At 65.3% G+C, this 10,937-nt stretch carries 9 protein-coding genes, 3 tRNA genes and 1 pseudogene; 5 read left to right on the forward strand and 8 right to left on the reverse strand.

Translation table 11 applies throughout. The features are described 5' to 3' along the window. Positions 1-211 precede the first annotated feature (211 nt). The 4 genes from radA to J2753_RS13630 all read right to left on the reverse strand — a co-directional run bounded on the left by radA (position 212) and on the right by J2753_RS13630 (position 2,891). Positions 212-1,243, reverse strand: a complete 1,032-nt coding sequence (gene radA / locus J2753_RS13615) for a DNA repair and recombination protein RadA (protein ID WP_209492601.1) — start codon at positions 1,241-1,243, stop codon at positions 212-214. A 127-nt stretch (positions 1,244-1,370) separates the two neighbouring features. Then, complete coding sequence (locus J2753_RS13620) at positions 1,371-1,718, reverse strand: hypothetical protein (RefSeq protein ID WP_209492602.1); 348 nt, start codon at positions 1,716-1,718, stop codon at positions 1,371-1,373. A 3-nt stretch (positions 1,719-1,721) separates the two neighbouring features. Further along, positions 1,722-2,390, reverse strand: a complete 669-nt coding sequence (gene pspAB / locus J2753_RS13625) for a PspA-associated protein PspAB (protein ID WP_209492603.1) — start codon at positions 2,388-2,390, stop codon at positions 1,722-1,724. Positions 2,391-2,426: 36 nt separating this feature from the next. Further along, positions 2,427-2,891 carry a hypothetical protein gene (locus tag J2753_RS13630; protein WP_209492604.1) on the reverse strand — a complete coding sequence of 155 codons (465 nt, stop codon included), beginning with the start codon at positions 2,889-2,891 and terminating at the stop codon, positions 2,427-2,429. Between the two features lie 123 nt (positions 2,892-3,014). On the opposite strand from J2753_RS13630, the gene J2753_RS13635 reads away from it, so the two are divergent. The 3 genes from J2753_RS13635 (at position 3,015) to J2753_RS13645 (ending at position 4,757) form a co-directional block, all read left to right on the forward strand. Next, positions 3,015-3,087: transfer RNA gene (locus J2753_RS13635), tRNA-Arg, on the forward strand. 231 nt (positions 3,088-3,318) lie between these two features. Continuing rightward, positions 3,319-3,750, forward strand: a complete 432-nt coding sequence (locus J2753_RS13640) for a histone (protein ID WP_209492605.1) — start codon at positions 3,319-3,321, stop codon at positions 3,748-3,750. After that, positions 3,750-4,757 carry a histone deacetylase family protein gene (locus tag J2753_RS13645; RefSeq protein WP_209492606.1) on the forward strand — a complete coding sequence of 336 codons (1,008 nt, stop codon included), beginning with the start codon at positions 3,750-3,752 and terminating at the stop codon, positions 4,755-4,757. Before J2753_RS13640 ends, J2753_RS13645 begins: the two co-directional genes overlap by 1 nt. A gap of 19 nt (positions 4,758-4,776) precedes the next feature. Here the strand turns inward: J2753_RS13645 and cca are convergent, their stop codons facing one another. Next, positions 4,777-6,225 (reverse strand): CCA tRNA nucleotidyltransferase, encoded by a 1,449-nt coding sequence (gene cca / locus J2753_RS13650; RefSeq protein ID WP_209492607.1) that lies wholly within the window; start codon positions 6,223-6,225, stop codon positions 4,777-4,779. Between the two features lie 98 nt (positions 6,226-6,323). Between cca and J2753_RS13655 the strand changes: the two genes are divergently transcribed. Then, positions 6,324-6,396 (forward strand) — tRNA-Asn (locus J2753_RS13655). A gap of 48 nt (positions 6,397-6,444) precedes the next feature. After that, positions 6,445-6,520 (forward strand) — tRNA-Ile (locus tag J2753_RS13660). Positions 6,521-6,711: 191 nt separating this feature from the next. Here J2753_RS13660 and J2753_RS13665 read toward each other — a convergent pair. The 3 genes and pseudogenes from J2753_RS13665 to J2753_RS13675 all read right to left on the reverse strand — a co-directional run. Beyond that, positions 6,712-9,291, reverse strand: coding sequence for a heavy metal translocating P-type ATPase (locus J2753_RS13665; protein WP_209492608.1), 2,580 nt, complete (start codon positions 9,289-9,291; stop codon positions 6,712-6,714). A gap of 104 nt (positions 9,292-9,395) precedes the next feature. Then, positions 9,396-10,286: a cation diffusion facilitator family transporter gene (locus J2753_RS13670; protein WP_209492609.1), complete on the reverse strand. Its 891-nt coding sequence runs from the start codon at positions 10,284-10,286 to the stop codon at positions 9,396-9,398. Positions 10,287-10,760: 474 nt separating this feature from the next. After that, positions 10,761-10,937: pseudogene (locus tag J2753_RS13675) on the reverse strand (RNA-guided endonuclease TnpB family protein); the annotation flags it as partial.

Consider the following 10,937-nt stretch of genomic DNA (forward strand, 5'->3'; position numbering starts at 1 on the left):
TGCGACACCGACCTTTTGCGCTGCGCTCGCGGTGCTCGCTCGGCAAAAGCTCGATCAAAAACGCTCGTCGCTCCCGGAGGTCGCTCCTCGCGATTACTCCGGCTTCAGGCCTTCGTCCTGCGACACCGACCTTTTGCGCTGCGCTCGCGGTGCTCGCTCGGCAAAAGCTCGACCAAAAACGCTCGTCGCTCCCGGAGGTCGCTCCTCGCGATTACTCCGGCTTCAGGCCTTCGTCCTGCACGCGCATGATCGCCTCGCCGTCGGCGAGGTTGGGCGCGTCGACAAGGCGCACGATACGCTTGTCGCCCTTCGACTTGCGGAGGTAGATGCGGAACGTGGACTTGTGGCCCAGAATGTTCCCACCGATGGGCTGGGTCGGGTCGCCGAAGTAGGAGTCGGGGTTGGAGGCGACCTGGTTCGTGACGAGGACGGCGACGTTGTGGAGGTTGCCGACCTTGTCGAGTTCGTGCAGGTGTTTGTTGAGTTTCTGCTGGCGCTCGGCGAGTTCGCCACGGCCGACGTACTCCGCGCGGAAGTGGGCGGTGAGCGAGTCGACACAGAGCAGGCGGATCGGCCACTCGTCCTCCTCGTGTTCCTTCGCGAGTTCGAGGGCCTTCTCGGCCAGCAGCATCTGGTGGTTGGCGTTGAACGCCTTCGCGACGTGGATGTTGTCGAGGAACGACTCGAGCAGCGCCTCCATCGTCTCCTCATCGCCCGGTTCGCCCTCGATCTCGCGGCGTTCGAGTTCGTCGGCGATGATGTCGTCGTCGAGACCCCGGATCATGTCGTCGATCCGCTCGGGGCGGAACGTGTCCTCGGTGTCGATGAAGATGCAGCCACCGTTGAGGCCGCCGTTCTCCTGGGTTAGCTGGACGTTGACCGCCGTTTGGTGGGTGACCTGAGACTTCCCGGCACCGAACTCACCGTACACTTCGGTGATGGACTGTGTCTCCATCCCGCCGCCGAGCAGGTCATCGACGTCGTCGATGAGCCACGAGAGCTTCCCGATCCGTTCGCGGCGCTCGAGCACGGTCGCGCCCGTCTCGAAGCCGCCCACGTCGGCGGCCTCGCGGGCCGCGTTGATCACGTCAGCAGCCGTCGAGTCGCCCACGTCCGCGGAGTTCGATAGCTCGCCGGGGCTGGCCACGGCGATGCTCTGGTAGCTCTCGAAGCCCGCGTCAACGAGCTTGTCTGCGGTTGCGGGGCCGACGCCTGGGAGACTTTCGAGGTCGTCTTCTGGCATACACCATCGTTGTGCGTCACCGGGGATAAACCCTCGTTAACAGTAGGGTGAAAGTGAAACTGGTGCCCGTGAGAGGCGGCGAGTGAGCGACGAGCCGAACGTTGAAACCGGAAGACGCGGCGGCGAATCAGTGCCGACGCCAGAGGAGGTAGCCGCCGCCGAGGGCCAGAATGGCGCCCGAGACACGGTCGCCGGCGGGGTGGACCGCAACGGCGACGCCGGCGAGGACCATCAGCCCCGCGAGGTAGTCAGGCGCCTCGAAGCGCGGGTCAGGATTGTCGGCCGGGTGGAACGCGGTGTCGAGTTCGTCGCGGTCGACGTACCGGAGGTCGCCGGTCGCCTCGCGGTTCCCCTCGTCGTCGGTGAGGCGGAGCAGCGTCGCTCGATTGGCGTCAACACCGACGACGCGGTAGACCGGGCCGTCGTCGCCGCGCGGGCGGTAGTGGTCGTAGACCGCGGGCGTGTCGTCAGTCATCGGTCACTCCCACGGGTGGCCGCCGACGCTGTCGGGCCAGAGTGGGTACCAGTGGGACTCGTCGTCCTCGATGTCGAGTTCGCCGTCCAGCACGGAGCGGAGTTTGAACTCGGCCTTGCTGTTCCGTTCGTGCTGGCCGCTGGGGCAGAACGGGTAGTAGGCGCCGCGGCGGAACGAGTAGATCCAGTAGGCGCGGTCGGTGCTGGCCCGCGCCGCCGCCGCCCCGCGGTCGCCCGACGTGCCGGCCGCCTCGGCGTCGTCGCCGGCCTTCTCGAAGCCGAACACGGCCGCGAGTAGGCGGGAGCCGAAGCCCTGCTCGACGAACTCGTCGGCGGCGAAGTGGACGCTCGTGACCAGGTCCTCCGGGTCGTCGTCCTCGAGGACCACCCAGTGGTAGCCGTGGTCGTCCTTCCGGCGGCGGAACACGGTCCCGGTCTCGTTCTCGCCAGCCTGGAGGATGGCTTCGACCTGATCGACGGCGTCGGCGAACGCGGTGCTGTCGACCTCGGAGAAACAGAGCGCGGCGGCGCCGGCCGACTCGTAGCCGAGTTCGGCCTCCATCGTGACGTAGGCGGTGCTCATGCCGAACAGCGCGTCGGGGTCGGCCGCGCTCGCGGCGTCGGCCTCCGCGCGCATGCCCAGCACGGACTTCAGCGAGTCGAGAATGCCCATACAGGCCGTTGGGCGCTCCGGCGTTTAGTTCTCCCGTCAGCCGTTCGTTTCGGCCTGGGCGACCTGCTGTTCGCCGTCCATCCCGTCGTGGATCACCGTCGTCGTCCCGGGGAGGCCGCCGTCGAACTCGACGGTGGCCCGGTAGCCGCGGTGGACGATTTGCTGGGTACACATCTCGTCGGTGTCGGACTCGTCCTCGGTGACCACGCGGACCGTGAGTTCGTCCGCGTCGGCGTCATAGGTCGCCGAGTCCAGTGCGGCCACCATACAGCCGTTCTTGCCGACGATGCAGCCCTCGACGGTGACGGTTGTTCCATCGGCACTGATCAGCGCGCTCCCGGCTTCGTGGCAGCCCTCGAGCGGTTCGAGTGAGCGTGCGGTGATCGACGGCGTCGGCGTCGTTGCGGGACCGTCGTCGGGCGTCTCGGGCCCGCCGCCGACACAGCCGGCGGTCGCCGCGAGCAGTCCCGCCGCAGCCGTGAGGAACGTTCGGCGCTCCATACACAGGCAGTCGGGCGCTCGTTGCATAAGCCCGCCGGACGGACAAAACGTCGTTTGTGCCTCCTGCTCACGGTGTCCGGGAACCGCAACCGACTTATGCAGGTCGGGCGTTTATCGATATGAGTCCCGGTAGGGTAGTGGACTATCCTCTTGGCTTGCGGAGCCAGGGACCGGCGTTCAAATCGCCGCCGGGACGTTTTCGCTGAACTACGACGACGAGCGACAGCGAGGAGTCCGTGAAGCGAAACGGCCGTCGCGGCGAATTGAGCCAGCGAAGCGAACGGAGTGAGCTTCGCGCGTTCAAATCGCCGCCGGAACACCACCAACAGCGAGCAGCGGCGCCGACCCACCGCGACGCGTTCACGTCGTCCGTTACGCCCTGAGAACGGAGGGGAAGCGTTTTACGCGCCACGCCCCGCCTAACGGTATGACCGTCGAGCTGCCGTTCGCCCCCGTCGACGCCATCATCCGGCGCAACGCGGACGGGCTCCGAGTGAGCGCCGAGGCGGCCGGGGAACTGGCCGCCCGCATTCAGGACCGCGGCGCCGAACTCGCCATCGAGGCCGCCGAACGCGCGACCGAAGACGGCCGCAAGACCCTCATGGCCGACGACTTCGGCGTCCAGCAGGTCGTCGAACGCGAGGACATCGACCTCCCCGTCGCGCCCGTCGACCGGATCGCCCGCCTGCGCATCGACGACCGCTACCGGGTGTCGATGGAGGCCCGCATCGCGCTGGCGGACATCCTCGAGGACTACGCCGACAACGTCGCCCGCGCGGCCGCGAAACTCGCCCGCCACGCCGACCGGCGCACCGTGCAGGCCGAGGATATCGAGACGTACTTCGCCCTCTTCGAGTAATGCAGTTCGGCTACTCGGAACGCTGTCTCGACCACGATACCGGTCCCCGCCACCCCGAGTCACCCGACCGCATGCGGGCGATCCGGGAGGCGCTCAAGGAGCGCCACGGCGTCAGCTACGTCGATTCCGACTCCGCCGACGGCGCGGCCATCGAGCGCGCCCACGACGCCGAACACGTCGACGCCGTCCGGGAGTTCTGTGAGGACGGCGGCGGGGAGTGGGACCCCGATACCGTCGCCGGCCCGGACACCTACGACGTCGCGCTCCAGTCCGCCGGCCTCTCGATCTGGGCCGCCGAGGCCGCCCTCGACGGCGCCGACGGCCGGGACACCCCCTTCGCGCTCGGCCGGCCGCCGGGGCACCACGCCGAATCCGACGAGGCGATGGGGTTCTGTTTCTTCAACAACGCCGCCGTCGCCGCCCGCGACGCTATCGCCACCCGAGAGGAGGTCGACCGCGTAGCCATCTGGGACTGGGATGTCCACCACGGCAACGGCACGCAGGAGATCTGCTACGACGACCCGGACGTGTTCTACGCCTCGACCCACGAGGCGGGGCTCTACCCCGGCAGCGGCGAAGTCGAGGAGACCGGCGAGGGCGCCGGCGAAGGGACGACGATGAACGTCCCGCTCTCGGCTGGCTGTGGCGACCCGGAGTATCTCCACGCCTTCGAAGAGGCAATCGCGCCCGCCATCGAGCGCTTCGATCCCGACCTACTCCTGATCTCCGCGGGGTTCGACGCGCACCGCCACGACCCCATCTCCCGGATGCGCGTCTCCACGGAGGGGTACGCCCAACTCACCGAGGCCGTCAAGCGACTCTCCGAGACCGTCGACGCCCCGCTGGCGTTCATACTGGAGGGTGGCTACGGCCTCGACACGCTCTCGGAGAGCGTCGCCGTGGTCCACGAGACGTTCGACGGCCGGGAGCCAGTCGTCGACGGCGCGGAGCCGACTGACGAAGTGGCCGATCTGGTCGCGGAACTGCGCGAGATCCACGGCCTCTGAGCGAGCGGGGGCGCCCGAATCAGACTTCTGGCTCGAAATACTCCCGAAGTTCCGTCCCGAACGCTTCCGCCAGCGTCGCGGTTTCCTCGCCGACGAGCACCTCGTAGTCGGCTTCGAGCGCCGTCTCGACGTGGGTGCCAAGCGCCACATCGAACAGCGAATCGCTCCGGAGGAACGCCTCGGGCGTCCGGTGGTCGCGCTCCCGTTCGACGACGTAGCGCTCTGCCGCGACGAATGGGCCGTACGTCGACTCGTCGTCGGCGTAGGCGTCGTAGAACGACTTCGCGTGCTCGCCCACGTGGACGGGCGGGCCCTCGTGACGCGCGACCGCGGGGAGTTCGTCGACGCTGGTCTCCACGAGCAGAACCGATCGGCCCGAAGCGTCCTCACCCACGCCGTTCGCGACTGTCTCGGCCCGCAGCACGTCGAAGCCCCGCCTGTCGAATTCGCCAACGACCCCCGCAAGCGAACGCCGGAGTTGGGGGTACAGTTGGTCCTCCACGACGTCCGGCGTGTCGAACACGACGGCGACGGCGTGGCTCCCGCGGCGGTCGAGATGCTTCTGGACGCCGTCGGCGTCGATTGGCTCCGTGGGTTCGGGGAAGAACAGCGATTCCCGGGACTCGTCGAGCAGCTCCCGGCAGTAGTGTTGGAAGCGCGCGAGATTGGCGGCCGAGAGGACGGCAGCGACGTTCCGGTCGGGGTCAGTCGGGTCGATGACGACCAGCGGATCGTCGAACTCGGCGGCTTCAGCCACCTCGGGCGGGACCTCGGCGGGACCGCCATCGCCGCCGGGGTCAGCGGCGCTCGGTCGGTCGCTGTCGCCGCGCAGGTCGAACCGCTCGGGCGGGTGCCACTCGGCGGCGGCCTCAACCAGCGGGACGAAGCCGCCGTACTCGAGGATCAGGAGCTCGACGAGATAGCCCGAGAACCCCTCGGTCCGGAGGTCGCTGCCGTAGACGCCGACGCCCTTCATGAACCGCTTGAGAAGGCGGGCGCCCTCAGCGAGTTCGGGGGTGTATCGGGCCTGCAGGAAGGCGTCGTGGAACGGCGTGCGGTCGACGGCCGAGCGGATCTCGGTGGCCGACTCCACGTCGTAGCACGGCACCAGATCCACGTCGAACCCCTCGTACTCGCCCTTGACGTAGGGATGCTCGGCGTACTCCTCGTGGCCGTCGGGGAGCACGGCGTGGCCCACGTCGAGGCCGTAGGACTCCAGTCGCTCCCGGTCGAGATCCGGCGGGAAGCGGACGAACAGGTCGATGTCGCGGTCGCCGGCCAGCCACGTCGAGCGAGCGCTGGAGCCGACCTGCATGGTGTCGGCGTCGACGGGTAGATCGTCGATGGCTGCGTCGGCCCGCTCGGCCAGCTCATCGGCGACCTCACGCAGGCGCTCGCGTTCGTCGGCATCGGGGGTGACGCGCTCGCTCACGCTCGTGAGCACGGCGTCGAGGGCGTCGTCGGTCATGGGTTCGGGTTCGCCCGGGCGGCGGGAAACCGTGTCGGTGCGACGGCCGCGGGTGGAAACGAAACCCATTTGTGTGAAACCGCGGTACGAGGAAGTGAGCCGTCGTAGCTCAGCTGGTAGAGCACCACGCTGTTAACGTGGTTGTCCCAGGTTCGAGCCCTGGCGACGGCGTCGATCCTTTCGGTAGTCTCAAGGGCGAGCCGTCCGGCTATTCGGTAAGGGCCCTTAGCTTAGTCTGGTTTAAAGCCCCCGGCTCATAACCGGGTGATCGGTGGTTCAAATCCGCCAGGGCCCATCCGAGTGCTCCGAACGATAGTGAGGAGCCGAGGCTGTCGCCCTGGCGGATTCTGAACCAGGGAGCGGGAGGTGAGCGAGCGCAGCGAGCGAACGGGAGCGACCGTGGTTCAAATCAGCCAAGGCCCATGACTGACGTGCAATACCGCTCTCAAACACTACGAAGCCGAGAAAGGGAGAGACAGCCGGTCGTTACTCGCCGATGTCCGGGTCGATACGGGAGAGCCGCATCGCGTTCCCGGTAACGCCGAGGGTCATCCCGGCGTCGCCGATCAGGACTGCGGCCCAGATCGGGACGAGGCCGAACGGAACGGCGAGCGCGAGGCCGGCCTTCACGGCCAGACTGGTCCAGATGTTCTGTCGGATGACGCTGTTCGCGTCGTGGGAGAGCTCATAGAGGTACGGGAGGCGTGAGAGGTCGTCGCCCATTAGCGCGATGTCGGCGGTCTCGATTGCGGTGTCGGTCCCTGCTGCACCCATGGCGACGCCGACGGTGGCCGTCGCCAGCGCGGGGGCGTCGTTGATACCGTCGCCGACCATTGCGACGCCATCGTACTGCTCGTCGAGTTCTTGTACCGCCTCGACTTTGTCCTCGGGGAGGAGCTCGGCACGGAACTCGTCAACTCCAACCTTCTCAGCGATAGCGCGGGCGGTGCGCTCGTTGTCCCCAGTCAACATCACGACGTGTTCGACGCCGAGGTCGTGGAGGCGGGAAACCGCCCGCTTGGCTTCTGTTCGTACGTCGTCAGCGACGGCGATGGCCCCCTCGATCTCGTCCTCGGTTCCGACGAGTACGACCGTTTTCCCTTCTGACTGGAGATCGGGAACCACGGACTCCAGCAGGTCCACACAATCGTTTCGCTCGCACATCTGCCGACTCTTCCGTGTGACCATCCCGCCGTCCGTCGCTGCGTGGACGTGGTTGAGGTCGAACCCGAGTTCCTCGAACAGGCCGGGTTTCCCCGCGTAGTGGGCGGTACCGGCGAGTTCGGCTCGGACACCCTTCCCGGTGATGCTCTCGAACTCCGAGACGCGACGGTCACCGACATCCTGTGTATCGGCACGCTCGACGATAGCGTCACCGATGGGGTGCTCCGATCGGGTTTCGAGCCCCTTCGCACACCGGAGGACGTCGTCTTCGGTGTTCTCTCCGAGCGGGATCACGTCGGTGACAGTGAGTTCGCCGAACGTGAGCGTCCCAGTCTTGTCGAGAGCAACCGCATCGACCTCGCCCATCGCTTCGAGGTGGTTTCCGCCCTTGATCAGGACGCCGTTTTTCGCGCCGCTGGTGATGCCCGAGACGACCGAGACCGGCGTCGAGATGACGAACGCACACGGGCATGCGAGCACGAGCAGCGTCAGTCCGTAGACGATCCCCTGGGTCTGTGTCGCGCCGAGCACCGCCGGGGACGCGAGCGTCACCAGCACCGCGAAGACGACGACTAACGGCGTGTAGTAGCCCGCGAACCGCTCGACGAACTGCTCGCGCTCGGTCTTGTTCGACTGGGCGTTCTCCACCATCTCGATGATGCGGGAGAGCGTGTTGTCGCCGGCCTCGGAGGTGACCTGAACCTCCAAGTAGCCCTGTTCGTTGACTGTGCCGGCATACACCTCGTCACCCGGCGTCTTGTCAACAGGGACACTCTCCCCAGTGATCGGTGCCTGGTTGACTGCGCTTTCACCCTCGAGCACTTCGCCGTCGAGCGGGATCTTTTCACCCGGCTTGACGACCACCACATCGCCGGCCTGTACCTCGTCAACTGGGACAGTCACCTCTTCACCGTCGCGCCGGACAGTGGCCTCGTCGGGTGAAAGGTCCATCAGCTCCTGAAGGGAGTTACGCGCCTTGTCCATCGAGTAGCGTTCGAGCAGTTCGGCGACGCTGAACAGGAACGCGAGCGTCGCCGCCTCCATGTAGAGGGCCTCGCCGAAGACGAAGCTGACCGTCACGGCACCAAGGATGGCGAGACTCATCAGGAGGTCGATGTCGAGGTTCCAGTTGCGCAGGGAGTAGTAGCCACCCCGAACGATCTCCTGTCCGCCGGCTACGACGGCGGCGAGGAACAGCACGTCCGCGGTCGAGAGCGCTACGCCGGCGACAGCGAGGAGTTCGGCGTTCAGTCCACCGAGGACGAACTCGACCAGTAACCCGAGTAGGGTGAACCCCCCACTAATCCAGGTCTTGATGGCCCGGGTGCTGCGCCAGACGCTCTCAGTCTCGGCGACAGCGCCGTCTCCGCCGGCAGCAGTCGAATCGGTGACCTCGTAGCCGGCGTTCTCGATTGCGCGAGTGATCTCGTCGGCCGAAGTCTGTGACTGGTCGAACGTAACCGTGATCTTCCCGGTCGTCGGCTGAGTCCGAAAGGCAGTGACGCCCGCAACGGTCTCGATTGCGTTCTCGACTTTTCCGGCACAGGACGGACAATCCATCTCGGGTGCGGTGAACGTCTCGGTCTTCTCACCGACGCCGGACTCGACCGTGTAGCCCGCTTTTTCGACCCGTTCGGCGACTTCCTCCGGTGTCGTCCCTCCCTGTTCGTACCCTACAGTAAGCGTGCCAGTCGTTGCCTGTGGATCAACAGCCTCGACGGCGTCGAGTTTGCGAACACTGGTTTCGACTTTCCCGGCACAGGACGGGCAGTCCATCTCGGGCACCGTCAGTTGGACGGACTCTTCTCCACCGAGATCACTGGCTTCGTCGCTCTCAGAGTTATCGTGATCATGGTCGTGGTCATGATCGTGGTCGTGATGTGAGTCGTCTCCGCTGGTCATGTTCCAACGTAAGCGACACGGGGTTAACAATCCTGCTGCCAAATACCCCCGTCTAAATGGGAGAGATTGATAATTAACACGGACTAAATTATTAACTATCGGGCTTAATGCTCCCGTCGCTTCTCGGCGTCGGTGCCAGCTGACACGAGATCAACTGTGACGTGGTCCGCATCGTACTCCGACGCGAGAATCGTCGAAATCCGCTCGTTGAGGGCGTCCCGTTCGGCGACCGTCGTCGCATGGTCGCGAACGTGGACGGTCGCGACACGAAGGGAACTGGACAACTCCCAGATGTGCGCGTCCTCAACGCTTTCTACACCGCCGATTTCGAGGAGTCGTTTCCGAACATCTTCCACAGAAACAGGACTCCGCTGCAGGAAGATCGCGCTACTCTCACGTATCAACTCGATGGCGGACCAGACGATTATCGCCGCGATGATGACGGCAGTGATCGGGTCCGCAAGCTTCGAACCGGTGAACTCAACGACCAGCATCGAGACGATCACGGCGATGGATGCACCGGTATCACCGAGGAGGTGGTAGTATGCGCCCCGTTCATTAAGACTCATCGACCCACCCTGAATCACGTACACCGAAACGACGTTGAGAACTAATCCGCCAGTAGCCAATGCAGCGGTCTGAAGCGGTTCGATCTCGACCGGATGGAGGTACCGCTGGTACGACTCCCAGACGAGATAGCCGACCATCGGGACCAACAGGACGCCGTTCAAGAACGCAGCGAGAGGTTCCAGTCGGTTCAGCCCGTACGACCAACGGCTCCCGGGCTCCGTTCGCCGACCGACGTAAACCGCACCGAGCGCAAGCACGTACGCCACCGCGTCGAACAGCATGTGGAGGGCGTCGCCGATGAGTGCAACCGACCCGAAAAGGAGTCCCCCGGCGAGTTCTGCGACGAACCCAGCGAGGTTGATCGCCGAAACGACGGCGAGCTTCCGGGTACTCTGGCCTCCTCCGTGGCTATGACCATCTCCCATAGAGATTCACGTAATAAGTCCGTCAAGGACAGTATCAATAAATATGGCTTTCAGACCGAGGGCCGTGTCCCTGTGTTCAATCCGCCTGGATTGATGCGATGTCCGTAGAGCGGTCGGGACGATACACCGAGCCGATCGAATAGAGAATACTGCCCGTAAACAGCAGCATACTTCCGACGATGAAGATCACACTCAGTGGCGACGATGTATCGACGAAGACCCAGTACAGCGGCGCCGCAACTGTAGGGCCGGCAACGAGGACGGCAACCTTTGCGACGAGTGGGCCACAGCACCCACACGTACACGTACCGACGATGGCGGAGGTGTTGGCCGTGCTTATTGTTGCACCGACCTGCTCGTCAACCCGCCATTTCCGGGCGATGAGGCTGGCTTGAATCCCGACCAGCACGCTGAGGGTACCGACATTGACATCCTCCTCCGGCTAAAGCCGGAGGAATCCCAAGCGTTGGGATATTAGGGTTTACAGTCTCCCTGCTCTCTCGGTGTGAACCGTCCGCTCTCGCGGTCGAACAGGAAGACTCCGGGCTGTGCCAAACAGCCGTTACTCATATCCCCCGTCGGAGGACTCTGAGTTATCTTTCTCCGAATATTCACCGCGCCGTTCACGTCCGCATTCATCGTCGTCTCGCA

Origin of the sequence: Halolamina salifodinae, from assembly GCF_017874235.1 — an archaeon.
GTDB lineage: Archaea > Halobacteriota > Halobacteria > Halobacteriales > Haloferacaceae > Halolamina > Halolamina salifodinae.

What these genes read in the sequence shown, in the direction of transcription:
- radA (WP_209492601.1), bottom strand. Translation starts at nt 1,243, where the DNA reads ATGCCAGAAGACGACCTCGAAAGTCTCCCAGGCGTCGGCCCCGCAACC.
- J2753_RS13620 (WP_209492602.1), bottom strand. Translation starts at nt 1,718, where the DNA reads ATGACTGACGACACGCCCGCGGTCTACGACCACTACCGCCCGCGCGGC.
- pspAB (WP_209492603.1), bottom strand. Translation starts at nt 2,390, where the DNA reads ATGGGCATTCTCGACTCGCTGAAGTCCGTGCTGGGCATGCGCGCGGAG.
- J2753_RS13630 (WP_209492604.1), bottom strand. Translation starts at nt 2,891, where the DNA reads ATGGAGCGCCGAACGTTCCTCACGGCTGCGGCGGGACTGCTCGCGGCG.
- J2753_RS13640 (WP_209492605.1), top strand. Translation starts at nt 3,319, where the DNA reads ATGACCGTCGAGCTGCCGTTCGCCCCCGTCGACGCCATCATCCGGCGC.
- J2753_RS13645 (WP_209492606.1), top strand. Translation starts at nt 3,750, where the DNA reads ATGCAGTTCGGCTACTCGGAACGCTGTCTCGACCACGATACCGGTCCC.
- cca (WP_209492607.1), bottom strand. Translation starts at nt 6,225, where the DNA reads ATGACCGACGACGCCCTCGACGCCGTGCTCACGAGCGTGAGCGAGCGC.
- J2753_RS13665 (WP_209492608.1), bottom strand. Translation starts at nt 9,291, where the DNA reads ATGACCAGCGGAGACGACTCACATCACGACCACGATCATGACCACGAC.
- J2753_RS13670 (WP_209492609.1), bottom strand. Translation starts at nt 10,286, where the DNA reads ATGGGAGATGGTCATAGCCACGGAGGAGGCCAGAGTACCCGGAAGCTC.